Genomic DNA, 25,524 nt, shown 5'->3' with positions numbered 1-25,524 from the left:
AAAATGCTGCGGCGCAAATGAAAAATGCAATCAAGCCACGGCCTGTCTCAAAGCCGTATTTTCGGCGCGAATGCGTATGGTGAGAATGGCGGCATTGAGCAGCGAAAAGACCAAGGCGTAGAGCGGCAGGCCGAAGGCGAGCGGCAGCACGGCGATCTCGCCGATGACCACCGCATAGTTCGGATGGCTGAGGAAGCGATAGGGTCCGCTTGCCACCAAGGCTGCACCCGGCAGCACGATGATCCGCGTTGTCCAGCGTCCTTTCAGCGTCGCCAGCACCCAGACGCGCAAGCCCTGCAGCACCATGAAGATGGCGAGCCAGAGAAGATTGACCGGCCGGCCGGCGGCGAGAAGCCACAGACCGGCGAGCCAGGCCGCGTGCATCGCGACCATATAGGGATAGTGTTCCGGCGCAATCTCGCGGGCACCACGCGCAAGGAGCGCGGCGGTGTTGCGCCGGGCGTGCAGCAGTTCGGCCAGCCGCTGCAGGGTGACGAAGGTCAGAAGTGCGATCGATGGCCAGAGCATCAGGCGGCCCTCTTCAGCGTGACGCAACTTGCCGCGAAGCCGGGGCCCATGGCGATGAGAGCCGAACGCCGCGGCAGGCCGGCATTGATCGCTCGCTCCAGTACGAAGAGCACGGTCGGCGACGACATATTGCCATAATCGCCGATCACCTCGCGTTCGATATCGAGCGAGCCGGGTTCGAGACCGAAGGCAGTCTCCAGTGCCACCAGTACCTTGGTGCCGCCGGGATGGCAGATGAAGCGGTCGACATCGGATATGGCCAGGCCGGCGCGTTCGAGAATGCCGGCGACGGCGGGCTTGATATTCGCTTCGGCAAAGGGTGGCAGCGATTGCTCCAGGATGATGCCGAAGCCGGTATCGTCGATCTTCCAGCCCATGATTCCAAGCGTATCGGGAAAGAGGTGCTCGCCCGTCGATTCGATTTCCGCGAGACCATCCTTGCCGGCGCGCAGGATACAGGCGGCGGCGCCATCGCCGAACAGCGCTGTCGCGATGATGTTCGGTCGCGTCAGCTCGTCCAGCCGGAAGGCCAGCGAGCAGAGTTCGACGGAAACGAAGAGCACGACAGCCCCTGGGCGGGCTTTCGCCATGCGCGCGGCGATGCCAAGGCCGGAAACACCGGCCGCGCAACCAAGACCGAAGACAGGCACGCGCTCAATATCGGAGCGGAAGCCCATCTCAGCCGCAAGTCTCGCCTCCAGGCTTGGCGTCGTAATGCCCGTCGACGACACCGTAACGATGCAATCAACATCTTCTGCCTTCAAACCGGCGCGTTCCAGCGCATCGGTAGCAGTCTTCCTGAAGAGCTGGCTTGCGACCTCGGCATAGGCGTCCATGCGGTCCTGCCAGCCATGCGATTGTTCGAACCACGAGAGCGGACGCGCGGCATAGCGTTTGCGGATGCCGGCGCTATCGAACACGCGGGCGAGATGTTTGAAATCGCGGAAGCGATCGGAAAACAGGCGGCCGGCGGTCTCGGCAGCCTCGGATTGATAGATGATGTTGTCGGGCGTGGCGACGGCCAGACTGACAAGCTTGACGGTATCGGACACTTGTTTCTCCTTGTAACCCTCGGCGGGTACGCAGGTAGAAACACGCCAGCATCAGGAATTATTCGGCAGGACGCCGGTCACGAAAGAGTGACGGCCGGTCGTAGGGCAAAGCGCCAGAAAATATCTCTCGCTCGCGAATAAAATGAACGGATGGCGTGTTCTCCCGTCGCAACGTTCATTTTTGCCAAGGAGCAATCCCATGACGACTACCGCTTTCCGCCTGGCCTCCGTCGCGCTCGGCGCCTGCCTCACCCTCGGCGCCTTTACCGTTCCGGTTTTCGCGATGGGCGACGACAGCAGCTCGACGCCGACCTGCAAGAAGGGCGAAATCTACGACAAGAAGACGAAGAAGTGCGTAAAGCAGCAGGGCGCCAATATCACCGATGAAAATCGCGCCGATTATGCTTATTCGCTCGCCAAGAAGGACCACCGCTATGAAGAAGCGCTGGAAGTTCTCGACACCATGCAGAATCCGAACACGGCGGAGGCATTGAATTATCGCGGTTACGCCACCCGCAAGCTCGGCCGCACGGATGAGGGCATTTCCTATTACCTGAAGTCGGTCGCAATGGACCCGAAATACGCGTTGGTTCGCGAATATCTCGGCGAAGCCTATGTCATCAAGGGTCAGATCGACCTCGCCAAGGACCAGTTGAGCACGATCAAAACGCTCTGCGGCAACACGTCCTGCGAGGAATATCAGGACCTGAACGACGCCATCAAGAATCCGTCGAGCCTCTGATTTCGGCGTCGGACCTAAGATGGCCGGCATAAGCAGTCAGCATTTAAAGGGATATTCGAGTGTCAGTCGCTCATTCCACAATTTCTGCTTATAGTCGGGTAAGATCGGAACCGCCGGTACGACCGGCGATTCCCAAAAACGCGAACCTCGCGGAGGGTGCCATAGCCAGCGAAGACGATATCAGGGCGGGTCTGTCACAGCATCTGACGCGGCTCTGGCGCTATGCAGTGGTGCTGTCGCACCAACGCGATGTTGCGGATGACCTGGTGCAGGCGACCTGCGTGAGAGCGTTGGAGCGGGCGGGTCAGTTCGCAGCCGGTACGCGGCTCGATCGGTGGTTGTTTTCGATCTTGCATTCGATCTGGCTGAACGAGATCCGATCGCGCCGGGTGCGCATGGGCCAGGGTTTTGTCGATGCCGACGAGACGTTGGTCTTTGATGGTGCGCGCGAGACGGAGACGCATATTCTCGCTGGTCAGGTGCTGAAACAGGTGCAGGCGCTGCCGGAAGCGCAACGCACCGCCGTGTTCCTCGCCTATGTCGAAGGACTTTCCTATCGCGAGGTGGCGGAGGTTTTGGATGTGCCGATCGGAACGGTGATGAGCCGGCTGGCGGCAGCGCGTGCGAAGCTTGCCGATGGTGCCGGGTCGGCGGATGGCGCGCGGCTTTCCGGGGGTGGGCGACTGGGGAACGGGAATGAGTGAATTGGACAACAAAAAAATGCCCTCGGACGAGCTGCTTACCGCCTTCATCGACGGCGAGCTAGGCGCGGCCGAGCGCGACAGGATAGAAGAACTGATCGCAAGCGACGCCCAGGTGGCGGAACGCTTCGATTTCCTGTCGCGCAGCGATCTGCCCTTCCGTGAGGCATTCGAGCCCGTGCTTGCCGCCGCCCCAAGCGCCAGGCTGAACGCCATGCTCGCCGCTATCCCCTCCACAAGCGAGCAGAAGAAGGCTGCTTCCGGCGTCAGCCGCCGTGGCTTCCTGTCGGCGATCGCCGCCTGCCTTATCGCGGGCGTTGCCATCGACCGCGCCGCGATCGGCATCAGCCATCGCCTCACCAAGCCCGAAGAGGGCAGCGACTGGCGCGCCGTCGTCGCCGAATATCTGTCGCTCTATACGCCGGACACGCTGAGCGCACCGGCTGGCGATCGGGCGGAACAGGCCGCGCAATTGAGCGAGGTCGGCGCCAAGCTCGGGCTCACGCTGACGCCCGAAACCATTGCCTTGCCGGGTGTCGATTTCAAGCGCGCCCAAGTCTTGAATTATGACAGCAAGCCTTTGGCGCAGATCGCCTATCTCGATCCCGAAAGCGGTCCGATGGCCCTCTGCATCATCCCCTCGAGCAAGGGCGCTTCCGCACCGGATATGGAAAACCGCCGCGGCATGAATGTCGTGTACTGGTCGAACGCCACCCACGCCTTCATGCTGATCGGCCATTCGCCGATCGACCGGATGAAGGCGCTGGCGGATGGTGTTCGGCAAAGCTTGGCGGCTTGAGATCGAGGCTTTCTCCAACGAGCAGGAAGGGTTAGCCCTCGCAAATAACGCGATTCAAAAAGAATTTGGCGAAAACTCTTCCTGCTGATATTCTCCGCCCAACGAAAATCGAATGAGCGCCTGCAGCATGCCCTGGGGCCTTGCGCGGCGCGGTGGAAAAGATACGTGAGTGACCCCGACAGCGGCAGAGCGCCGCAGGCAAACGGGGCGTCGGTAGCAGAGCGCAGGAAGGGTAAATCCTCCCGGCGTGGTAAGCGTAAGCGTGGCGGTCCCGCCCGTCCGAACGCTTATTCTGCGGAGGCCAACCAGACCGGCTCGTCCAGTCCGGTGGCGACACGCCCAATAGACAACGACGCCGGCTCTCCGGCCAAAAAGCGCAAGCGCCGTCGCCGTGCCCGTGGCGGAGCGCATGATGGTGCGCAGCACACTTCCCCGACACAGCAACAGGCTTCCGGCGCGCAGGAACGCCGCGCTGCGGCCGAACACGGCCATGCGTCGTCGCACAAGAGCGGCAAGAACAGGCGCAAGCACCGCAGCAAGCGCGGTTTGCAGGGCCGCCCGCTGGTGCACGAAAAGACGGCGCAGATCGTCGCCCCCGCCGCTCCCGTCACCGCTGAACACGCGCCTGCCCGCAATGATCATCACGACCGGAATGCGTCGCCGCAGCGCCGTGACGGCCATGCGTCGCATCATCATGCCGATGGCGATTACCGTCCTGTCGATCTCTACGCGGCGCTCGATCTTGGCACCAATAATTGCCGTCTGCTGATCGCCCAGCCGACGAGGCCTGGCCAGTTCCGCGTCGTCGACGCCTTTTCCCGCATCGTTCGTCTCGGCGAAGGGCTTGGCGCCAGCGGCCGGCTGTCGAGCGATGCCATGGACCGGGCCGTCGAGGCTTTGCGCATCTGCGCGGGCAAGCTGAAGACGCGCGATATCCGCCGCATGCGGCTGATCGCCACCGAGGCCTGCCGCGCGGCGGAGAACGGCGAAGCTTTCCTCGCCCGCGTTACCGAAGAAACCGGCCTGCGGCTCGAAATCATCGACCGCGAGACCGAGGCGCGGCTTGCCGTCTCCGGCTGCTCGTCGCTCGTCGGCCCCGAGGCGCGCTCGGTCGTGTTGTTCGATATTGGGGGTGGCTCCTCGGAAATCGCCGTCATCCGCATTGGCGAAAACCGCTCTAGCCGGCTTGCCAATCACATCACCCACTGGACCTCGCTGCCGGTTGGCGTCGTGACGCTCTCCGAACGCCATGGCGGCCGCGACGTCACGCCGGAACTGTTCGAGACCATGGTGCGCGAGGTCGAGGGCATGCTCGAACGTTTCGACTGCCCGCCGGTCCAGGGCGCTGCCCGCGACAGCGGCGATTTTCATCTGATCGGCACGTCCGGAACGGTGACGACGCTTGCCGGCGTCCATCTCGATCTGCCGCGTTACGACCGGCGCCGGGTCGATGGTGTCTGGCTGTCCGACGATGAGGTGACGGCCATGCAATCGAAGCTGCTTTCCTGGGATTTCGCCGGCCGCGCCGCCAATCCCTGCATCGGGCCGGACCGTGCCGATCTCGTTTTGGCGGGCTGCGCCATTCTCGAAGCGATCCGCCGCCGCTGGCCGAGCCCGCGCATGCGCGTCGCCGATCGCGGTCTGCGCGAAGGACTGCTGACCGATATGATGGCGGATGACGGCGTATGGCGGCGGGGCCGCTCGCGCCGCGGCCATCGACCCAAGGATATGAAGGGGCCGCAGGCATGACCAAGCCAACGATCGCTGGCAACCGCACCGGGCGCAAGCTCGGCCAGCGCGTCAAGAAAAAGAAGCTGAAGGCCTCCTCGCGGCAATGGCTGGAACGGCACATCAACGATCCCTATGTGCAGCGCGCCCAGCTTGAGGGCTATCGCGCCCGCGCCGCCTTCAAGCTGCTGGAGATCGACGAGAAGCATCATATCCTCAAGGGCGCACGCCGCATCATCGATCTCGGCGCCGCGCCGGGAAGCTGGTCGCAGATCGCCGCCAAGGTGACGGGATCGACGGAGGAGGATATCCGCGTTGCGGCCATCGACTTCCTGGAAATGGCGCCGTTGCCGGGCGTCACCATCCTGCAGCTCGACTTCCTCGATCCGGACGCACCGCAGCGGCTGATCGATGCCGTCGGCGGCACGCCGGATCTGGTGATTTCGGACATGGCCGCGCCGACGACCGGCCATCAGCGCACCGATCATCTGCGAACCATGCATCTCTGCGAGGTTGCCGCGCATTTTGCCGTCGAGGTCCTGGGTGAAGGCGGGCATTTCCTCGCCAAGACCTTCCAGGGCGGCACGGAGCGCGACCTGCTGACGCTGCTGAAGCAGAATTTTCGCCAGGTCATTCATGTAAAGCCGGGCGCATCCAGGGCCGAATCCGTGGAGATGTTTCTGCTGGCCAAGGGCTTCAAGGGACGCAAGACGGACGACGAAGCAACGAGCGCTTGATTTAGCTGTCGCTTTTGTCCGATGATACGGTTCCATCGGCATTGCAGGCAGCGCATTCATGCTTCTTTACGTCACTCTCGGCTCCAACGATATTCCGCGTGCACGCAGCTTCTATGATGCGGTTCTGCCGGTCCTCGGCTATCGGCTTCAACGCGAATCGGATGAGGAAATCGGCTATGCCGCCGATGGCGACACGCGCTGCCGTTTCTGGGTGGTGGTTCCCTATAATCATCGCAAGGCGACGATCGGCAATGGCTCCATGGTGGCTCTGCACGCTGAAAGCCGCGCCGATGTCGACGCCTTTCATGCGGCAGCCCTTGCCCATGGCGGCACGGATGAGGGCAAGCCCGGCCTGCGCTCTTTCCATGCCAATTTCTATGCGGCCTACGTGCGCGATCCCGACGGCAACAAACTCAGCGCCGTCTGCGAGCGGCCGGAATAAACCTTCCGGCGTTTCCCGAACGACCTACTTCACCATCGGCTGCCGATGCTGGGGTACCTGCGGCTGCATCGCGGCCACGCGCTTCAGGCCGGCCTTATGGCCGGAAACCATGGCGCCGGCGCTGCGGTCCATGCGGATGAAGGGAATGGTGGCGACCACGGTCAGGATCGAGATGCAGAAGAAGGCGATATGGAAATCGCGAACCTGCAGCTCCGTACCGCTGAAGTAGGTCGAGGTTTCCAGGATCATTGCGGCGACGGCAACGCCAAGCGCGAGGCTGATCTGCTGCATGACCGAACTCATCGACGTGGCCTGGCTCGCCTGCTTGTCGCTGATATCGGCATAGGCGAGCGCGTTGATGCCGGTGAAGAAGAACGAGCGTGAGAAACCGCCGATCAGGAGCACGCCGACGATGATGAGATGCGACGTCCAGGGCTGAAAGAGGCCGGTGCAGATCGTCGTTATCGTCGTGACCCCTGCCGCCGACAGCAGTGCCGTCTTGAAGCCGATGGCGGTGAAGACGCGGCGGGCGATGAACTTGGTGGTAATGGCGCCGATGGCGCCGGCAAAGGTGATCAGGCCCGATTGGAACGGATTGAGGCCGAAGCCGAGCTGCAGCATCAGCGGCGTCAGGAAGGGCATGGCGCCGATGCAGATGCGAAACAGCGTGCCGCCGGTGACGGAAGCGCGAAAGGTAATATTCTTCAGCAGCGACAGATCGAGAATGGGCGCCGGGTGGCGGCGGGCATGGCCGACATAAAGGAAGCCGCAGATGAAGCCGATGACGATGGCTGAGATGCCGATGAACGGCGGCAGGGCCGGCAGGCTGATGACCGACATACCGAAGACGACGCCAGCCGCCGCGACGGACGTCAGCACGAAGCCGATGAAATCAAGCTTCGGCGGCTTGGTTGCTTCGACCGCCGGCAGAAAGATCGTCGACAGGATGACGCCGAGAACGCCTACGGGCACGTTGATCAGGAAGATCCAGTGCCAGGAGGCGTAAGTGGTGATGAAGCCGCCGAGCGGCGGTCCGGCAAGCGGGCCGACGAGGGCCGGAATGGTAAGCAGCGCCATGGCCGAGACCAAATCGCTTTTCTGCGTCGTGCGCACCAGCACAAGGCGGCCGACGGGCGTCATCATCGAGCCGCCGAGACCTTGCAGGAAACGGGCAATGACGAATTCCCAGAGGCCGCCCGAGGCGGCGCACATGATCGAGCCGATGACGAAGACGCAGATGGCAAGCCGGAAGATGTTCTTCGCCCCGAAGCGATCCGCCATCCAGCCGCTGATCGGAATGAACACCGCAAGCGATACCATGTAGGACGTCAGCGCCAGTTTCAGGGTGATCGGACCAACATGGAGATCCGCCGCGATGGCCGGCAGCGCGGTCGCAATCACGGTGGAGTCCATCTGTTCCATGAAGAGAGCAACGGCAAGAATCAGGGGAACGATGCGGTTCATAGGCATATGCCTTAGTGGGTCGTGTCTTCGGGGAAGGGGGTCCGCCTGAGACGGGCACCAGCTCTGTAGTCCTGTGCGCAACCTCTGCCAATCCCCGAATCCGCCCCTTGGCTTCGCGAGGATCACGTCTTCGTGATGCCGCTTGCTGCCCAGTATAGGATACCAAGTTTGACATGTGCTAAACGCATGGAAATGCTAAACGCATAAAATGTCGCTCGGTGTATTAGCGGAATTGGACGGATATGTCATGGCGAAATTATCGATCATGAAAGGTCATATCCGCTGTGTCGCTGCCGAGGGCGATAACACCCATTGGAGAAAATGATATTATGACCGTCGCAGTTCTGCCGCCCGAGACCCATCGGTTCAAGCTGGGGTCCTGCACTGTCACCGTCGTCAAGGATGGCGCAAGCATTCTGGACAATCCCTGGGAAACCTTCGGATCGAACCAGTCGCCGGAAACGGTGCGGAAGCTTTTGGCGCAGAACTTCCTGCCGACGGAGAAGCTCCTCAACAGCTATACGCCAGCTATCATCGACACAGGAGCCGACGTGATCGTCGTCGACACCGGCTTCGGCGCCGCCGGCCGCGCCCGCGGCTTGGGCCGTTTTCGCGACGGTCTGATGGCTGTCGGCTATGCGCCGGAGCAGGTGACCGTCGTCGCTCTGACGCATCTGCACGGCGACCACATCAATGGGTTGATGGAGGACGGCGCTCCGGCCTTTCCGAACGCCCGCTATGTCACGGGCGAAATCGAATATGAATTCTGGACCGACACGTCACGCGAAGGGACGCCGGCCGAAGGCGGTCACAAGGCTGTGCTCGCCAATGTCGCGCCTTTTGCCGAGAAAATGACCTTCCTCAAGGACGGAGATCAGATCGTCAGCGGCATGACCGCCATGATCGCGCCCGGCCACACGCCCGGTCATCTCGTCTTCCATCTCGAATCGGATGGCAAGCAACTGGTCCTGACCGGCGATACGGCCAATCACTATCTCCTCTCTCTCGGGCGCCCGGATTGGGAGGTGCGCTTTGACGCCGATAAGGCGCAGGCCGCCAAGACCCGCCGCCGTGTCTTCGACATGATCGCCACCGACCGCATCCCTTTCCTCGGCTTCCACATGCCGTTCCCCGCCGTTGGCTTTGTCGAAAAGCAGCCCGAGGGGTTCCGCTATGTGCCGAAAACCTATCAGTTCGATTTGTAAGGCAGAGGCTCGATCAATTTAGTGAAACGAAATCGACTCAGATAACGCAATTAAGCATCCACTGTACGCCGAACTGATCGGTGAGCTTCCCGTAGAGATTGCTCCAAGGCTGTTTGCCGAGCGGTGTCGTAATCGTGCCGCCTTTTGCCAAGCGGGCGAATAACTCTTTCGTCCGCTCCGTATCTTCGAACTCAAGCAGATGTGCTGATCCGCGCATCGGCTCGGCATCGTCATTGTCCGAAGCGTAGAAAAGTACGCCGGGACCTTGGAACTTCGCGTGCATGATCTGGCCCTGGACAAATCCGGGCGGCGTCGGGATTCCATTCACGCCGTAGCGCGTGATTTCGACGATTTTTCCAAGGCCGCAGGTCTCGTAAAAATTAAGCGCCTGCTCGCAGCGCGTCGTGAAAAATAGATAATTGGAAAGTCGCATAGCGAGACTCGCTCTGGTCACGGGCTACGAGTGGGTGGGAACTGACCGTATCGCTTGGCAAGCGTTTTACAGCGCGGCCGCTCGTTGGATCGCACTGACAAGCTGGGTATTGTCGTAGACTTGGCCGCCGATACCCCAGGAGCCTTCCGCGGCATAAACGATGTTGGTCCAGATATGTTCGCGGGATATCCGACCATTCGAAGCGCGTTCGACTATGGTTGTGGCCGCCTCGATAAAAGCCTGTTTGGCCTCGTCCGTCGCGAGCGCGATCTCTGGCAGTTTCAGCTCTATGAAGGCGGCCGCGGCCGCCTTTCCGCCTGAGAACACGCGTCCCTGCGGCAGAACATTGATGGTGCCGACAACGTTCGGGGTCATGAACGCGTTGCCCGAGAGTTGCGAAACCTTCAAGAGAACATCGGTCAATTCGGCGAAGGTTTGGGCCTCGGCTTCGCTCGACAGCAAACCTTCGGGTATAGTGAGTGTGATAGGCATAACGGGAAATCCTCTCGTTTGAAAACTTGGTTGGCGATACTACATAAATACTGATTGCTCTCTATTGATACACACCGATCGCTCTCTATGCAAACATAAAGAGTGATCGCTCTTAAAGAAAGTTGATATGCGCTACAGTACTGAACACAAGCTCGAAACTCGCACGCGCGTTCTCTACGCGGCGGGCGAACTTTTCCGTCAGGAAGGCTATGGCGGTTCCGGCATCGATGCTTTGACCAAGGCGGCGGGCGTCACGAACGGCGCCTTCTACGGGCATTTCAAATCGAAAAGCGAAGCTTTCAGGGCAGCGGTTCAGTCGGGACTGGATGAACTGCGGCTGGGCATATCGACTTTGAAAGCTCAAAAGGGCAAGGGTTGGCTACCGGCCTTCGTAAGCTACTATCTCGGGCCGAAGCGCACCTGCGCGCTCGGCCAGAGCTGCGCCCTGCCAAGTCTGTCCCCCGACGTCATGCGTGCCGACGCCGATACGAAGGTTGCCTACGAAGTCGAATTGCGCCGGGTCATAGAGGAAGCGGCTTCTGGTTTGACTGGTAACTCGGCCGAGGAACGCGAAGAAAATGCAATCGCGCTCCTGGCGCTTCTGTCCGGTGGCGTAACCATGGCGCGCGCTGTTTCCGACCCCGCCCTATCGGCGCGCATCGTAGAGGCGCTCGAGCGAAAGGTCGGGTCCATTGCCTCCTCTACGGAAGAGCGCTGAGGTTAGTCGGGTATCCGGCTTAGTGACGGGAAGCTTATGTCGGCGTTTTCCCTATTCCCTTCCTGTCATAGACGTGTTACCAGCCCTCGCCAACTTCCAAGCAACACTTGCAAGATCGCCCGGCGGACGATTCGTTCCGGAGCCATCCTGCTTTTCACAGACGAAGGAAATTGGCCATGGCACGCATCATTGAAACGTCAACCGGGTTGGATGCTCTGACATTCGACGACGTGCTCCTGCAGCCGGGGCACTCCGAGGTCATGCCGGGCCAGACGAATATCGCCACCCGCATCGCCCAGGATATTGAACTCAACCTGCCGATCCTCTCCGCCGCCATGGACACGGTGACGGAAAGCCGTCTCGCCATCGCCATGGCTCAGGCTGGCGGCATGGGCGTTATCCACCGCAATCTGACGCCGGTGCAGCAGGCCGAGGAAGTCCGCCAGGTCAAGAAGTTCGAAAGCGGCATGGTGGTCAATCCGGTCACGATCGGCCCCGACGCAACGCTCGCCGAAGCACTCAACCTCATGAAGGCGCACGGCATTTCCGGCATTCCGGTCGTTGAAAAGTCGCACCGCCTCGTCGGCATTCTCACCAACCGCGACGTACGCTTCGCTTCCGATCCCTCGCAGAAGATCTACGAGCTGATGACCCGCGAAAATCTCGTGACGGTCACGGAAAGCGTTCAGCAGCAGGAAGCCAAGCGTCTGCTCCATAAGCACCGCATCGAAAAGCTCCTGGTGGTCGATGGCGATAGCCGCCTCGTCGGCCTGATCACCGTCAAGGACATCGAGAAGTCGCAGCTCAATCCGAACGCTTCCAAGGATGCGCAGGGCCGCCTGCGTGCCGCAGCCGCCATCAGTGTCGGTGACGATGGCTACGAGCGTGCCGAGCGCCTGATCGATGCAGGCGTCGATCTTTTGGTCGTCGATACCGCCCATGGTCATTCGCAGCGCGTTCTCGATGCCGTCAGCCGGGTCAAGAAGCTCTCCAATTCGGTCCGCATCATGGCCGGCAATGTCGCCACCTATGACGGCACGCGGGCGCTGATCGACGCCGGTGCGGATGCCGTGAAGGTTGGTATCGGCCCCGGTTCCATCTGCACGACCCGTATCGTCGCCGGTGTCGGCGTGCCGCAGCTTGCTGCCATCATGTCGGCGGTGCAGGCCGCGCAGGACCAGAACATCCCTGTTATCGCCGATGGCGGCATCAAGTTCTCCGGCGATCTCGCCAAGGCGATCGCCGCCGGCGCATCCGCTGCCATGATCGGTTCGCTGCTGGCGGGCACGGATGAAAGCCCGGGCGAGGTCTATCTCTACCAGGGTCGTTCGTTCAAGGCGTATCGCGGCATGGGCTCCGTCGGCGCCATGGCGCGCGGCTCCGCCGATCGCTACTTCCAGGCGGAAGTACGCGACACGCTGAAGCTCGTGCCGGAAGGCATTGAAGGCCAGGTGCCCTACAAGGGTTCGGTCTCGGGCGTGCTGCACCAGCTCGCCGGCGGCCTCAAGGCGGCCATGGGCTATGTCGGCGGCGCCGACCTCAAGGAGTTCCAGGAGCGCGCCACCTTCGTACGCATCTCCGGCGCCGGCCTGCGCGAAAGCCATGCCCATGACGTCACGATCACCCGCGAAAGCCCGAACTATCCCGGTGCAGGCGGCTGATCGATGGCAGATCGCGTTCAGGGCAACGTCAGGTCCTTGCAGGGCCTGACGGCGATCCTGGCAGCCTTGTCCCTGGCACTTTTTGCCTGGATCTATGCCGGCTTCGTCAGAGCATTCAGCGATGCCGCAGCCGGCGAGAAAATGCTGGACGTCCGCATCGGCGGCTATGAGCGCGACGACGTCATAGCCATGCTGCGCTACCTCAAGGATCATCCCGATCCGGCGGCGATCCTGCATTCCATGTATCTCGGGCCGGAGCTCATCTTTCCGCTGGTGCTGGGCGGTCTGCTCTTCTGCCTGCTGCGGCTGGTTCGGCCGAGCGGCATCTTCTTCGGGCGGCCGATCCCGCCTGGTGCGGTCAGCCTGATTTTTTCTCTACCGGTCTTCTATGGCGTGATGGACTATGCCGAAAATATCGCCGGCCTGTTGCTCTATCCGCCGGCCACGCCGTCGGACGGGACCGTGACGCTGCTCTCGGGTCTGCTGCCGATTGTCGTGCGGCTAAAATTCCTCTCATTGGTCGTCACGATCATTCTACTGGCCCGTTTCGCAATTCTTCGCTACCTGTCTGCGGACGGTTCCAAGCCGTCCTGAGCGGTGGTTCTGCCGCTCAGCAATCCTTAGAGCGGTTTCAGCGTTTCATGGAATCGCTTTCCCGTTCTATCCCTTTGTTTTAAGCAATTCCGGACGGAAAACCGCTTCGCACTTTTCCTGGAATTGCTCTAAGGAGTTGGCGGCGTGACCGGCTATGAAATGTTCTGGCCCATGGTGGCCCATGCGGTGCTTGTCTATATTCTCTACGCGCTTTTAGGCTTGCGCCGCCAAAGTGCGGTGAAGGCGGGCAAGATCAAACGATCGCAGTTTCGCGAGAACCTTGCTGCCGATGAGCCGGCGGAAAGCCTGGTTGTGCGCAACAGCCTCGCCAATCAGTTCGAACTTCCCATTCTCTTTTATGCTTGCTCCATTGCGCTGTTCGTCGCCCAGGCAGACAATCTGGCCGCGGTCATTCTGGCGTGGATCTTTGTCGCCTCGCGCTATGCTCACGCTTACGTACACGTCACCAGCAACGACCTGCGCTACCGCAGCCCGCTTTTCGCGCTCGGCTATGTGGCCCTTGCCGGGATGTGGGTCTGGCTTGCCATCTGGATGACGTTCTCCTAACGGGACTTGCATTTTCGCGGAAAGCAACCTGCGATAACGTATTTGTGTTCCTGACTGACGGTCCCACAGTGCTCGCCTGACCTATCTTGTTCTCGGGCGGCCCTGTCTTGGGATGCTGGCCGCCGGGGAAAGACAAGGAGGAACACATTATGAGCATGGACAAGCCCGTCGTGACGCAGGCGATGATCAATGCCTATGACGAATACACGCATCTGACGCTCGATCGCCGCGGTTTCATGGAAAAGCTGACGAAGCTCGCAGGCTCGGCCGGGGCTGCCGCCATGATCGTGCCCTTGCTTGCCGCCAACAAGGCGAGCGCCGAGATCATTGCGGCCGATGACAGCCGTCTCGACACGAAGGACGTCACCTATCCCGGCAGCGGCGGTGACATGAAAGCCTATCTCGCCCGACCCAAGGGCGAGGGCGAGAAGCTCGGTGGCGTGATCGTCATTCATGAAAATCGTGGCCTCAACCCGCATATTCGCGATGTCGCCCGCCGCATGGCGCTGGAAGGTTTCATTGTCCTGGCGCCGGACTTCCTGTCGCCGCTCGGCGGCACGCCGGAAGATGAGGACAAGGCGCGCGAGATGTTCGCCAAGCTCGACGCGGCGCTGACGGTTGCCAATGCCGAAGCGAGCCTGGCCTACCTCTCCAAGCTCGACGGCTCCAACGGCAAGGTCGGCGCAATCGGCTTCTGCTGGGGCGGTGGCGTCATCAACCGCTTCGCCACCAAATCACCGGAGCTGAAGGCCGGCGTCGCCTATTACGGCATGCAGCCAGCCGCTGCCGATGTACCCGATATCAAAGCCGCCCTGATGCTGCACTATGCCGGCCTCGACGACCGCACCAATGCGGGTATTGATGCCTATCGGAAAGAGCTGCAAGCCAGCGGCAAGACCTTCGAGATCTTCGTCTATGACGGTGCCAACCACGCCTTCAACAATGACACCTCGGCTGCCCGCTATGACAAGAAGGCTGCCGATCTTGCCTGGGGCCGGACGGTCGATTTCCTGAAAAAATATCTGGCCTAGCGGCTGGTAACGAAGGACTGAACGAGACAGCGGCCGCAGCTATTCCTTCGGCCGTTGACGCCTGTCGCGGCCGCACCCAATACATGACACTTAAAATTGAACTTTTCCCATTTACGCGCATTGAATATGGCTGTGGCATAAAAGCTGGCGTACGTACCCGGCGTCGTTCCGAATGACAATAAAATGGGAAATGCATGAGCCCGGACAAACCCGACCGCATCAAATTCCGCAAGGAACCCCAGCAGGAGCGCAGCATCCACCGCGTAGATGTCATCCTGTCGGCCGCCGCCCACCTGATTGCGGAAAAAGGGGTGAGCGCCATGAAGATGACGGAACTTGCTGCCGTCGCCGGCGTGCCGATCGGTTCCGTATACCAATATTTTCCCGAGAAGGCTGCGATCGTCACCGCACTGTTCGACCGCCATGCCGATCTCGTTCAGCAAAAGACGACGGAAGTTTTTGTCGCCGTGAAATCTCTTAGTCACGCCGTCGATCTCGTCTGCGGCGTGATCGACTGGTACTATCGCGAATTCCGCGGCGATCCGACCTATATGGGCGTGTGGCTGGGAACGGAGATGGACCAGGATCTCTTGAGGCTGAATATTCAGCACAGCAACCGCGTTGCCGAAATCTTCCTGAAGGGCATCGAACCCCACATTCCGGCTGGCAGTCAGATCGACCTGCAGGCTCGCGCCCAGCTCTTCAGCCACTTGATCGGTGCCTCCGTTCGCCTCGCGATCATGAGCGACAGAAGCCTTGCCATCCGCATGCTGAGTGAATGGAAACAGGTGATCCGCGCGACGCTATTTGCCGAGCCGAGTGGTGAGCCGATGGGCAAGAGGCACTAGAGCGGTTCAGCGTTTCACGGAAACGCTGAACCGCTCTATCTCTTTGTTTTTACGCATTCCGGACGGAAAACCGCTTCGCACTTTTCCTGGAATTGCTCTAGGCAAGCGGTTCTCCGGAATGCGACAGCGCGGGTTGCGCCGGTCTGCGTCCGTGGAATAAAATGCCGCCATGGCTAAGCAGATCCTCTTCGTTCAAGGAGCCGGCGAAGGCGTTCACGCTTGCTGGGACAGCAAGCTTGTGGCGAGCCTTGAGCGCGAACTCGGTGAAAGCTATGCCGTCCGCTATCCCCAAATGCCCGGAGAGGACGATCCCGACTACGCGGCCTGGAGAGCTGCGCTGATAGGCGAGTTCGACTTGCTCGAGGAAGGGGCAATTCTCGTGGGCCACTCGATCGGCGGCACGATTTTGATCCATGTGCTTGCCGAGCAGCCGCCGAGATTCAGGCTCGGCGGGCTGTTTCTAATCGCTGCGCCCTTCATCGGTGAAGGTGGGTGGCCGAGTGACGACATCGACGATTGCCAGGACTTTTCAGAACGCCTTCCGCCCGGCGTTCCCGTCTATCTCTATCACGGCGCGGCCGACGACATCGTGCCAATCGCCCATGTTCATCTCTATGCGAAAGCGATTCCCCACGCCACGGTCCGCACGCTCGAAGGCAGGGATCACCAGCTCAATGACGATATGAGCGAGGTCGCGCGGGATATCCGTTTACTGGACTGAGCTCATGGCACGAGGCTGGCTTCCAAAATCACCAGCCTGGCAGAATATGTCCGGCGCGCAGGCGCGGATAGTAGCGCGTGAAGGTCTTCACGTCGCCCTCGAGATCGTCATCGACCGCTGCCGGCGTAATGTTGTCGAGGCAGGCGGAGATGTGGGCGGTGATGGCGTTCATCAGCGACACCGAAAGGCCCGGCCGCTTCATGATGCCGATCTGCACCGGCGGCAGCGGCGGGAAGCCATCCGCCTGGCTCAGTACCTTCATGCCGGTGCGTAGAGCCGATTCTGGCATGACCGAGACCGCCATGCCGGCAAGCACGGCTGCGGCAACCACTGTGCAGGACCAGCTGGTGAACAGAATCTGATAGTCGCGGCCGCCGGCATCGAGCGCCGAGCAGGCAAGTTGACGCCATTGACAGTCGCGCCGCCCGACGGCGAGCGGAATCGGCGCATCGTCGCGCAGCGGATGGTTGGCCGAACCGACCCAGCAGAGCGGCTCGGTGCGCACGACATCGGACATTCTTTCGCGCGGATTGTGGGTCACCAGCGCAATATCGAGTTCGCCGCGATGCATGCGTTCGGCGAGATCGACCGAAGGTTCGCAGACAATATAGAGCTCGACATTCGGATGCGTCTTGGCGAAGCGTCCGATGATCTCGGGCATGTAGCGGTCGGCATAATCGTCCGGCGTGCCGATGCGCAGCGTGCCTTCCAGCCTGTTATCGTCGAATGCGGCGATTGCCTCGTTATTCAGGCGGATGATGCGGCGCGCATAGTTGAGCAGCTTTTCGCCTTCCGCCGTCAGCCGGTTGCCGCGGCCGTCCTTGATGAAAAGCTGCTTGCCGACGCGTTCCTCCAGCCGGCGCATCTGCATGGAGACCGCCGACTGCGTCTTGAAGACCCGGTCAGCCGCTTTGGTGAAGCTGCCGGAATCCACGATGGCGATGAAGGTCTGCAACTGATCGATATCAAGCGGCGCGGCCATGATCTCACCTATAAAAGAGTTTGATAATTATCATTAGAAACATTCGTTGGACTGATCAATAGGGGTTTGGCATCTTCCTAATGCAAATCAGCATACCAATCGACAGACCTCCTGCCGAATTCCTCCCAACCTCGCTCCTTCTCCGGGTCTCCGGGAAGGGGCTTGGCCAGCGTGTGCCTGAACGAAAGGACCATGGAAATGCGCACGACAGATCAGACATTACATCTCGGCCACGCAAGGCCGTCGCTGCCTTCGACGGCACGCCTGACGCTTGCTTTCCATAAGATGGCATCCGTCTGGCGCGCACTCCGCAATCGCCGCGAGATCAATTATCTAAGTGAGCTGAACGATAGCCAATTGATGGACATCGGCTTGACGCGCCTTGACGTCACATTGGCGCTCAACACGTCGACCTTCTTTGAAGATCCGTCCAGCCATCTGACCAACTCCGCGCGTCGCCGGACGCGCTTCTTCGGCCTTACTCGCTGAGGCCGGTTAAACGTTTCCCCGCAGGGTGATAGCCAATAAGCCCTGCCTCTTACCCGGTGTTCGGTTCCCAACCGACACCGGGTTTTTTCTTTTTGGAGAATTGTTTCGCCCTGTCGAAAGACAATCGGGGAAATTGCCATGTCTTTCGAATGCCTTATGTTACGATCGAGCTAAAATGCGAGGCTGTGGTAATGGCAACGGTGATCCTCTTCCATTCCGTTTATGGTTTGCGCCCGCTCGAACTGGACGCTGTCGAGCGCCTACAGGCGGCAGGGCACAAAGCGTTCGCGCCCGATCTCTATGACGGCTGGGTCGCCAGCTCGATCGACGAAGGCTTCGAGCTGAAGGATGAGATCGGTTGGCCGACCATCTGCGAGCGGGCAGAATGGGCAATGGCCGGCCTGCCGCCATCAACGGTTCTGGGTGGATTCTCCATGGGTGCGGCGGTTGCGGCAAGTCTTTGGCCGAAGCGGCTCCAGACCGCCGGCGTGCTCTTCCTTCACAGCATCGCCCAAATCCCGGAAAACGCCCGCGAGGGCTCGCCCATACAGGTCCATCTTGCCGATCCGGATCGTTTCGAGCCTGCGGAAGATGTTGCCGCGTGGCGATCCGCAGCCGCGCGGTCAAAACTCGCGGCCGATGTCTTCACCTATCCCGGCGCAGGCCACCTTTATACCGACGCCAGCCTGCCCGATTACGATGCCAAGGCGGCCGACCTTACATGGAGCCGCGTTATTCATTTCCTCGACGCTCTCTAACGCTCCGCCTTGAACCGAAGGCAGTTATTGCTTAGGTTATCTCCCGTCAGCCATACCAACAGGATGTGTGCCATAATGGATTTCAACCCGATCGCAACGTCATCTCGCCTTGCCATCGGGGAATATCCTATCCATGCCTGCATCCATCACTCTGTCCAATCTTTCATGGTCGACGCCTGACGACCGGCCGCTTTTCTCCAATCTTGATCTGAGTTTCGGCGCCGAGCGTGCGGGCCTCATCGGCCGCAATGGCGTCGGCAAGACCACGCTTCTCAAGCTTATTGGCCGGGAATGGCAGCCTCAATCCGGGGCGATATCCTTCAGCGGTAGTCTCGGCATCCTGCGCCAAAGCGTCCAGGTCGAGGCCGGCGAAACCGTGGCAGATCTCTTCGGGGCGACCGAAGCGCTGGCGGTTCTTTGCCGTGCCGAAGCAGGCGAGGCGACTGCGGAGGAGCTTGCTGCGGCGGACTGGACGCTGGAGACGCGCATCGCTTCCGCCCTCGATCGTGCCGGTCTTGCTGCCGCACCCGAGACTCGCCTCGAGGCCTTGTCAGGCGGGCAGCGTACACGCGCCGGTCTTGCTGCGCTGATCTTCACCAATCCCGATTTTCTCATTCTGGACGAACCGACGAATAATCTGGATCGCGACGGCCGTAAGGCCGTGATCGAACTGCTCGCAAATTGGCGGGCGGGCGCGATCGTCGTCAGCCATGATCGGGAATTGCTCGACACGGTGGATGCCATCGTCGAGCTGACCTCGCTCGGCGCGACGCGCTATGGCGGCAACTGGAGCCAATATCGCGAGCGCAAAACCTTGGAGCTTGCGGCGGCCGAACACGATCTCGCCGATGCCGAGAAGCGGGTCGCCGAGGTTGCCCGCAGCGCGCAGGCAACGGTGGAGCGGCAGGCGCGAAGGGACGGTGCCGGTAAAAGGAAGGCTGCCAAGGGCGGCATTCCGCGTATCATACTGGGCGGACTGAAAGAACGGAGCGAGATGACGGGCGGTGAAAATGCCCGCCTCGCGGAACGTCGGCGCGCACAGGCACTCGAAGACGCCGCTGCTGCTCGCGAGCGCATTGAAATCCTCCAGCCCCTGTCCGTCAGGCTTCCGCCGACCGGACTTCCCGCAAACAAGGTCGTTCTGAAGATGGACGGCGTGACCGCCGGCTATCGCCCAGGCCAGCCGATCATCAGCGATCTCTCTTTTGACATTACAGGCCCGGATCGCATCGCCGTCACCGGTCAGAACGGTTCGGGCAAGACGACATTGCTGGGGCTGATCTCGGGGGAGCTACAGCCATGGGTCGGGGCGATTCGGGTCATGACCTCCGTTTTCATGCTCGACCAGCGGGTAAGCCTTCTCGATCCGTCGTTGTCGATCCGCGACAATTTCCGGCGGATAAACGCGCAAGCGGATGAAAATGCCTGCCGCGCGGCGCTCGCCCGGTTCATGTTCAGGGCAGATGCCGCACTTCAGATCGTATCCACTCTGAGCGGCGGGCAGTTGCTACGCGCCGGGCTTGCCTGCGTCCTCGGCGGACCGGCGCCGCCGTCGTTGCTGATCCTCGACGAACCGACAAATCATCTCGATATCGATTCGATCGCCGCGGTCGAGGCCGGACTGCGCGCCTATGACGGCGCGCTTCTTGTGGTCAGTCACGATGAGGTTTTTTTGGAGGGCATTAAGATATCGCGACGGCTGGAACTACCTGCGGGACTGTCGAGGGAGATCTCGGTCGTAGAATGAGGAAGTGGGATTGGCGTAGGGACGCCCTTGTTCCGCCACGAGCGAGGGCGTCCCCAAACCATTTCCAATTGCCCGTTACGCGGCGCCGACTCTTGCGATCCGGTCCAGCTCCGCGATCTCATGATCCGGCAGCATGAGTTCGGCGGTGGCAAGGTTCTGCCGCAGGTGCTCGAGAGAGGAGGTGCCGGGGATCAAAAGGATGTTTGGCGCGCGTTGCAGCAGCCAGGCCAGCGCCACCTGCATGGGTGTGGCGCCGAGGCGGGCGGCGACATCCGAGAGGGTGGAGGATTGCAACGGGGTAAAGCCGCCGAGCGGAAAGAACGGCACATAGGCGATGCCGTCGCGGGCAAGTTCGTCTATGAAGGCGTCGTCGTCGCGATGCGCCAGATTATATTGGTTTTGCACGCAGACGATCTCGGTAATCCCTTGGCCTTCCGCCACCTGTTTGGCCGTGACGTGGCTCAGGCCGATATGACGTATCAGGCCCTGCCGCTGCAGGTCCGCCAGGATCGTCAATGGCGCTTCGATCGATCCTTCGGCTGGGTGATGAATATCGAACATGATGCGAAGGTTGACGACGTCGAGCACGTCCAGCCCCAAATTGCGGAGATTGTCGTGCACTGCCTGGGTCATTTCTTCGCGGGAAAAGGCCGGAAACCATGATGCATCGCTGCCGCGCAGGGCACCGATCTTGGTGACGATAACGAGATCGTCGCGGTAAGGATGGAGCGCCTCGCGGATCAGCCGGTTGGTGACATGCGGGCCATAGAAGTCGCTTGTGTCGATGTGGTTGACGCCGGAAGCAACCGCTTCCCGCAATACCGCCACAGCCGTAGCGGGATCCTTCGGCGGGCCGAACACGCCGGGGCCTGCAAGTTGCATGGCGCCATAGCCGAGCCGTTTGACGCGGCGGTCGCCGAGGGTAAAGCTGCCAGATCGTTCGATGTTTGACATGACTATCTCCTTTCAAGATGAAATAGAAATAGATGCCCTCGGAGTGTATGAAAACGGGGTGCAATCCGCACGGGTTGTGCGGAATTGCGAACAGTGGCGAACGGATCGCCTACGAATGGGTTTCGCTCTTCAGCCTTGTTTCGGTGCAGGCTTATCGTTCGCCGGCATATAGTGATCGAAGATCGCTTCCATGTTCTTCTGATAGCTCTTCTGCACTTCCAGGCCACTGTCGAACATGGCGTTGAACATCTCGGTATAGGCGGCCATGTCGACGCCGGGTGTGGCGGGCTTGGCCTTTGGCGCTTCCTTCGGCAGCTCGGAGGGCATCGGGAAGTTGCGCATCATATCCTGGAATGCCTTGGCGAAGGGATTGTCGAGAAAAGGATTGGCGGCGGCGGGCTTTTCGCGCTCGACCTGCTGCGCGCCGAACATCAGTTCCATCGCCTGCGTGAACGGGTTGTCGAAGATGCTCGCCTGCGGCGTCGGCTGCTGCTTCGGTGCAAAGCCGATGGTCTGCAGCCAATTCTGCATCATATCGCCCATCGCCGTATTGAGGAAAGGATTGGCCATCTGAGGCATCTGGCCGCTGGTTTCCTTGAAGAGGCCGCCCATCAGCGTGTCGGCCATGGCGGGGAGCATCCGCTTGTAGATTTCCTGGCCGATGCCGGTCATCTGCGCTGCCTGCTCGGCAATGGCGCGGGACACGTCCTTGGAGCCGAACAGGCGGGCCAGCACGGTGTTGCCGTCGGCAACGCCCTCAGGCGTGAAGGCCTTACTCATATCCTCGAAATATTTGGCGTAGCTGCCGGAGGTGATGTCCTGCATCACACCCATAAAATTATAGGGGTTCGTCGCGCTGCGCTTGAAGCCCGAGGAAAAGGCGGGCATTAGCGCCGCCATGGCTTTCGCTGCCTGTTCCTGCGCGAGATTGAACTGCTTGGCCATCGCCTCCGTGGCGGCGCCGTTCTGTGCCTGCATCATCATGTCGAAGAGTGGCAGCATCGAAGTCCCTTTCCTCGCAATCATGCCGCTTCGGAATCAGAAGGCATGCAATCCTGATAGTATAGCGGGAAAAAAGACGGCGCATACCGGTTTCTGCCGGTGTGCGCCGCAACAATCCAAGCCGAATCCGGCTGTCAGTATTGATATTCCTCGAAGACCGGCTCGACCGATCCGTTCCAGCGGCCGTGATAGAGCATCAAAAGATCATCGGCGAGCGTGCCCTTCTTGGCGAGCACTTCGTCGAGCGGCGCCAGGAAGACGGCTTCGTCCTGGCCATCGCCGTTCACACGGGCGCGGTTCTTCAGGCCGGTGCGGGAAATGCCGACCACTTCGCGTGCCACATCCAGCAGGCTTTGGCCTTTGATGCCGGCCTTCAGGCCTTGCACCGGCACGACATCGCGCAGTGCGTTGACCTCTTCGAAAGTCCAGTTCTTGGTGAGCTCATCGGCGGCGGCAAGGGCTGCATCGTCATAGAGCAGGCCGACCCAGAAGGCCGGCAATGCACAGATGCGGCGCCAGGGGCCGCCGTCCGCGCCGCGCATTTCCAGGAAGCGCTTGAGGCGTACGTCGGGGAAAAGGGTGGAGAGATGGTTGGTCCAGTCGCCCATCGTCGGCTCCCAGGCGGCGATCTCGCCCTTCAGCGCGCCGTTCATGAACTGGCGGAAGGTGACATGGGTGCAGTCGTAATAATGTCCGTCACGGACGACGAAATACATAGGAACGTCGAGCGCCCACTTTACGTAGTCTTCAAAGCCGAAATCGTCGCGGAAGGTGAAGTCGAGCAGGCCGCTGCGGCGGTTGTCGGTATCGCGCCAGATGTCGCCGCGCCAGGAGGAGAGGCCGTTCGGCTTGCCTTCGGTGAAGGGCGAGGAGGCAAACAACACTGTCGCCAGCGATTGCAGCTTCATCGATACGCGCATCTTGCGGCGCATGTCCTCTTCCGAAGAGAAGTCGAGGTTCACTTGGATCGTGCAAGTGCGGTACATCATGTCGAGACCCTTCGTGCCGACCTTCGGCATGTAGCGGCTCATAATGTCGTAGCGCGATTTCGGCATGCGCGGCGTCTCGGCCAACGTCCATTTCGGGCTGCCGCCAATGCCGAGGAAGCGGATGCCCATCGGCTCGGCGATTTCGCGCAATGTCGCCAGGTGCTGGTTCGATTCCTTGCAGGTCTGATGGATGGTTTCGAGCGGCGCGCCGGACAGTTCGAACTGGCCGCCGGGCTCTATCGAGATCGCACCCATGCCGGTCGGCTCGCCAAGCCCGATAATATTGTCGCCATCCATGATCGGATCCCAGCCGGACTTTTCCTGCAGGCCCTTCAAGAGCGCGGAAATGCTGGCATCGCCGAAATAAGGCACAGGGCTGTTGTCGGCACGGAAGAACACGAATTTTTCGTGTTCCGTGCCGATGCGGAATTGCTCCTTCGACTTGCTGCCGGCCGCCAAATAGGCCGTCATGTCCGAGACCGAAGAGAGCGGAGTCTGGTCGGTGGTATCGCGCGCCATGGTATTACCTTGATCTCGGAAGGAGGCCCGCGCAAGCCGCAGGCCAATAGGAAGGGTGATTGACGCGGAATGAGGTACGGTGCAAGTGAATTTCTTTCAAGAGCAGTTCAAAAAAATAGGATTTGGGGCCTGGAAGTGACGCTGGGGCGGTAGCCGATATCGGACACGCTTGCACAAGCGTTCAAGACGCCTAGCCACATCGGAAATAGTCTTGCCCCTCTATTGATGACTGAGGGCATACCGATGTTCGAGCTGACCAGCCTTTATCCGATCCTGACGCTGCTTCTGGCGTCCCTGGTCATCATGGGCAGTCCTGGCCCATCCACCATCAGCGCCACGGCAGTCGGCGCCGCCTATGGTTTCCGCCGGTCGATCGGTTACGTCAGCGGTCTCATTGCCGGCACGGTCGTCGTGCTGCTGGCTGTCGCGGTCGGCGTCGTCGCAATCCTGTTCTCGGTGCCGTATGGTGCGTCGGCACTGACAGTCGTCTCCACCCTGTATATCGTCTATTTGGCCTTGAGGATCGCCATGGCTCCGCCGCTCGCACGCCGCGGTGATCAAGCCGTCACGCCCGCTTTCACCGGCGGCTTTCTGCTGGCGGTTGCCAATCCCAAAGCCTATCTGGCGATTGCCGCCGTCTTCGCCGGAGTCAGCCTTTTTAAGGACCAGCGCACCCTCGATGTGGTGATCAAGATAACGCTGCTCAGCATGATGATTGTCATCATTCATCTGTGCTGGCTGCTGGTCGGGACCTCGCTGTCGCGGTTCCTTCAGAACCCCACCATTTCGCGCATCGTAAACATTTTCCTGGCGGCTACGCTGATCGTCACGACCGCGCTGGCGCTGGCCGGCTGAAAGGCCGATCTGGACCTGAAGAGGTCCTAGTTCCAGTCCCCGATCGCCGCCTGAATGACCGCCATGGCTGCTACCGCCGCCGTATCGGCGCGCAATATCCGCGGGCCCAAGGGAATGGCGGTGACGAAATCGAGGCTGTGCAGCAGCGCGCGCTCCTCTTCCGAAAATCCGCCCTCCGGGCCGACGAGCAGTGCGAGATGTTTCTCTTTAATCTCTGCCAGGAGCGGCAGCGGGTTCTGTCCGGCATCGCCTTCATCGCAATAGATGATACGGCGTTCCCTGGGCCAGCGTGCCAGAAGATCGGCAAGCTTTACGGGCTCCGCCACATCGGGAATGCCGAGAATGCCGCATTGCTCGGCCGCCTCGATGACATTGGCCTTGAGCTTGTCGAGATTGGTGATCTTGCCCTGCACATGCTGCGTCATCACCGGCTGCAGCAGGCCGGCGCCCATTTCCACCGCCTTCTGCACGAGATAATCGAGCCGTCCGACCTTCAGCGGCGCGAAGAGATAGTAGAGGTCGGAAGGGGCTGGCTGCGGCCGCGTTTCCTCGATCGGCGTCAGCAGGATGCGCTTGCGCGAGGGAAAGGAAACGCCGGCCTTCCATTCGCCGTCACGGCCGTTGAAGATCAACAGCTCGGCGCCGTCCTCCATGCGCAGCACATTGGCGAGATAGTTGAATTGATCCCGGTCGGCTTCGATGCCGGCATTCGCTTTGATATCCGAAACCACGTACAGCCGCTGCATGCGGAAATTGGCGCGCATGG

28 protein-coding genes are annotated in these 25,524 nt (G+C 60.8%); 18 read left to right on the top strand and 10 right to left on the bottom strand.

The window, feature by feature from the left end; all coding sequences use genetic code 11:
- Positions 1–30: 30 nt before the first annotated feature.
- Together PH547_RS24665 and PH547_RS24660 are read right to left on the bottom strand one after the other, a co-directional pair.
- Positions 31–528: an isoprenylcysteine carboxyl methyltransferase family protein gene (locus tag PH547_RS24665; RefSeq protein WP_104822073.1), complete on the bottom strand. Its 498-nt coding sequence runs from the start codon at positions 526–528 to the stop codon at positions 31–33.
- Positions 528–1,580 carry a type III polyketide synthase gene (locus PH547_RS24660; RefSeq protein WP_104822074.1) on the bottom strand — a complete coding sequence of 351 codons (1,053 nt, stop codon included), beginning with the start codon at positions 1,578–1,580 and terminating at the stop codon, positions 528–530. The genes PH547_RS24665 and PH547_RS24660 overlap by 1 nt, the downstream gene beginning before the upstream one ends.
- 199 nt (positions 1,581–1,779) lie before the next feature.
- Here PH547_RS24660 and PH547_RS24655 point away from each other — a divergent pair, with 199 nt between their 5' ends.
- From PH547_RS24655 to PH547_RS24630, 6 genes are all read left to right on the top strand, one after another.
- Positions 1,780–2,322, top strand: a complete 543-nt coding sequence (locus tag PH547_RS24655) for a tetratricopeptide repeat protein (RefSeq protein WP_104822075.1) — start codon at positions 1,780–1,782, stop codon at positions 2,320–2,322.
- Between the two features lie 59 nt (positions 2,323–2,381).
- Positions 2,382–3,026, top strand: coding sequence for an RNA polymerase sigma factor (locus PH547_RS24650; RefSeq protein WP_104822076.1), 645 nt, complete (start codon positions 2,382–2,384; stop codon positions 3,024–3,026).
- 16 nt (positions 3,027–3,042) lie between these two features.
- Positions 3,043–3,822: an anti-sigma factor family protein gene (locus tag PH547_RS24645; RefSeq protein WP_104824991.1), complete on the top strand. Its 780-nt coding sequence runs from the start codon at positions 3,043–3,045 to the stop codon at positions 3,820–3,822.
- 165 nt (positions 3,823–3,987) lie between these two features.
- Positions 3,988–5,571: a Ppx/GppA phosphatase family protein gene (locus tag PH547_RS24640; RefSeq protein WP_104822077.1), complete on the top strand. Its 1,584-nt coding sequence runs from the start codon at positions 3,988–3,990 to the stop codon at positions 5,569–5,571.
- A complete protein-coding gene (locus tag PH547_RS24635) occupies positions 5,568–6,287 on the top strand; it encodes an RlmE family RNA methyltransferase (RefSeq protein WP_104822078.1) in 720 nt (239 codons plus the stop codon). The genes PH547_RS24640 and PH547_RS24635 overlap by 4 nt, the downstream gene beginning before the upstream one ends.
- Positions 6,288–6,345: 58 nt before the next feature.
- Complete coding sequence (locus tag PH547_RS24630; RefSeq protein WP_104822079.1) at positions 6,346–6,729, top strand: VOC family protein; 384 nt, start codon at positions 6,346–6,348, stop codon at positions 6,727–6,729.
- Positions 6,730–6,753: 24 nt separating this feature from the next.
- Here the strand turns inward: PH547_RS24630 and PH547_RS24625 are convergent, their stop codons facing one another.
- A complete protein-coding gene (locus PH547_RS24625; RefSeq protein WP_104822080.1) occupies positions 6,754–8,193 on the bottom strand; it encodes an MFS transporter in 1,440 nt (479 codons plus the stop codon).
- 329 nt (positions 8,194–8,522) lie between these two features.
- Between PH547_RS24625 and PH547_RS24620 the strand changes: the two genes are divergently transcribed.
- Positions 8,523–9,398, top strand: coding sequence for an MBL fold metallo-hydrolase (locus tag PH547_RS24620; protein ID WP_104822081.1), 876 nt, complete (start codon positions 8,523–8,525; stop codon positions 9,396–9,398).
- Positions 9,399–9,435: 37 nt separating this feature from the next.
- On the opposite strand, the gene PH547_RS24615 is transcribed toward PH547_RS24620, so the two are convergent.
- Together PH547_RS24615 and PH547_RS24610 are read right to left on the bottom strand one after the other, a co-directional pair.
- Positions 9,436–9,831: a VOC family protein gene (locus PH547_RS24615; RefSeq protein ID WP_104822082.1), complete on the bottom strand. Its 396-nt coding sequence runs from the start codon at positions 9,829–9,831 to the stop codon at positions 9,436–9,438.
- 66 nt (positions 9,832–9,897) lie between these two features.
- Entirely contained in the window at positions 9,898–10,323 is a 426-nt protein-coding gene (locus tag PH547_RS24610; RefSeq protein WP_104822083.1) for a tautomerase family protein, read from the bottom strand.
- A 127-nt stretch (positions 10,324–10,450) separates the two neighbouring features.
- On the opposite strand from PH547_RS24610, the gene PH547_RS24605 reads away from it, so the two are divergent.
- The 7 genes from PH547_RS24605 to PH547_RS24575 all read left to right on the top strand — a co-directional run bounded on the left by PH547_RS24605 (position 10,451) and on the right by PH547_RS24575 (position 16,463).
- Positions 10,451–11,041 carry a TetR/AcrR family transcriptional regulator gene (locus PH547_RS24605; protein ID WP_104822084.1) on the top strand — a complete coding sequence of 197 codons (591 nt, stop codon included), beginning with the start codon at positions 10,451–10,453 and terminating at the stop codon, positions 11,039–11,041.
- A gap of 176 nt (positions 11,042–11,217) precedes the next feature.
- Positions 11,218–12,702, top strand: coding sequence for an IMP dehydrogenase (gene guaB, locus PH547_RS24600; protein WP_104822085.1), 1,485 nt, complete (start codon positions 11,218–11,220; stop codon positions 12,700–12,702).
- A gap of 3 nt (positions 12,703–12,705) precedes the next feature.
- Entirely contained in the window at positions 12,706–13,296 is a 591-nt protein-coding gene (locus PH547_RS24595; RefSeq protein WP_104822086.1) for a hypothetical protein, read from the top strand.
- Positions 13,297–13,440: 144 nt separating this feature from the next.
- Complete coding sequence (locus PH547_RS24590; protein ID WP_104822087.1) at positions 13,441–13,863, top strand: MAPEG family protein; 423 nt, start codon at positions 13,441–13,443, stop codon at positions 13,861–13,863.
- Between the two features lie 155 nt (positions 13,864–14,018).
- The gene (locus tag PH547_RS24585; protein ID WP_285169664.1) at positions 14,019–14,894 is read left to right on the top strand and encodes a dienelactone hydrolase family protein; all 876 of its coding nucleotides are present in this window, start codon (positions 14,019–14,021) and stop codon (positions 14,892–14,894) included.
- Positions 14,895–15,088: 194 nt separating this feature from the next.
- Positions 15,089–15,742, top strand: a complete 654-nt coding sequence (locus tag PH547_RS24580) for a TetR/AcrR family transcriptional regulator (RefSeq protein WP_104822088.1) — start codon at positions 15,089–15,091, stop codon at positions 15,740–15,742.
- A 169-nt stretch (positions 15,743–15,911) separates the two neighbouring features.
- The gene (locus PH547_RS24575) at positions 15,912–16,463 is read left to right on the top strand and encodes an alpha/beta fold hydrolase (protein ID WP_285169640.1); all 552 of its coding nucleotides are present in this window, start codon (positions 15,912–15,914) and stop codon (positions 16,461–16,463) included.
- A 28-nt stretch (positions 16,464–16,491) separates the two neighbouring features.
- On the opposite strand, the gene PH547_RS24570 is transcribed toward PH547_RS24575, so the two are convergent.
- Entirely contained in the window at positions 16,492–17,445 is a 954-nt protein-coding gene (locus PH547_RS24570; RefSeq protein WP_104822090.1) for a LysR substrate-binding domain-containing protein, read from the bottom strand.
- A gap of 198 nt (positions 17,446–17,643) precedes the next feature.
- On the opposite strand from PH547_RS24570, the gene PH547_RS24565 reads away from it, so the two are divergent.
- The 3 genes from PH547_RS24565 (at position 17,644) to PH547_RS24555 (ending at position 20,439) form a co-directional block, all read left to right on the top strand.
- Positions 17,644–17,934 (top strand): DUF1127 domain-containing protein, encoded by a 291-nt coding sequence (locus tag PH547_RS24565; RefSeq protein WP_285169638.1) that lies wholly within the window; start codon positions 17,644–17,646, stop codon positions 17,932–17,934.
- Positions 17,935–18,125: 191 nt separating this feature from the next.
- A complete protein-coding gene (locus tag PH547_RS24560) occupies positions 18,126–18,692 on the top strand; it encodes a dienelactone hydrolase family protein (protein WP_104824994.1) in 567 nt (188 codons plus the stop codon).
- A gap of 133 nt (positions 18,693–18,825) precedes the next feature.
- Complete coding sequence (locus PH547_RS24555) at positions 18,826–20,439, top strand: ABC-F family ATP-binding cassette domain-containing protein (RefSeq protein ID WP_285169637.1); 1,614 nt, start codon at positions 18,826–18,828, stop codon at positions 20,437–20,439.
- Between the two features lie 75 nt (positions 20,440–20,514).
- Here PH547_RS24555 and PH547_RS24550 read toward each other — a convergent pair whose 3' ends face one another.
- From PH547_RS24550 to PH547_RS24540, 3 genes are all read right to left on the bottom strand, one after another.
- A complete protein-coding gene (locus tag PH547_RS24550) occupies positions 20,515–21,393 on the bottom strand; it encodes an aldo/keto reductase family oxidoreductase (protein WP_285169636.1) in 879 nt (292 codons plus the stop codon).
- A 129-nt stretch (positions 21,394–21,522) separates the two neighbouring features.
- Positions 21,523–22,395, bottom strand: a complete 873-nt coding sequence (locus PH547_RS24545; RefSeq protein WP_283049261.1) for a DUF937 domain-containing protein — start codon at positions 22,393–22,395, stop codon at positions 21,523–21,525.
- 134 nt (positions 22,396–22,529) lie between these two features.
- Positions 22,530–23,903: a glutamate--cysteine ligase gene (locus tag PH547_RS24540; RefSeq protein ID WP_285169635.1), complete on the bottom strand. Its 1,374-nt coding sequence runs from the start codon at positions 23,901–23,903 to the stop codon at positions 22,530–22,532.
- Positions 23,904–24,146: 243 nt separating this feature from the next.
- Between PH547_RS24540 and PH547_RS24535 the strand changes: the two genes are divergently transcribed.
- Positions 24,147–24,758: a LysE family translocator gene (locus tag PH547_RS24535; protein WP_285169634.1), complete on the top strand. Its 612-nt coding sequence runs from the start codon at positions 24,147–24,149 to the stop codon at positions 24,756–24,758.
- A 26-nt stretch (positions 24,759–24,784) separates the two neighbouring features.
- Here the strand turns inward: PH547_RS24535 and PH547_RS24530 are convergent, their stop codons facing one another.
- Positions 24,785–25,522 carry a 16S rRNA (uracil(1498)-N(3))-methyltransferase gene (locus PH547_RS24530; RefSeq protein WP_285169633.1) on the bottom strand — a complete coding sequence of 246 codons (738 nt, stop codon included), beginning with the start codon at positions 25,520–25,522 and terminating at the stop codon, positions 24,785–24,787.
- Positions 25,523–25,524 lie beyond the last annotated feature (2 nt).

Source organism: Rhizobium cerradonense (genome assembly GCF_030182455.1).
GTDB lineage: Bacteria > Pseudomonadota > Alphaproteobacteria > Rhizobiales > Rhizobiaceae > Rhizobium.
The sequence above is the reverse complement of the archived record's forward strand: the minus strand, read 5'-3'. Positions and strand labels throughout refer to the sequence as shown.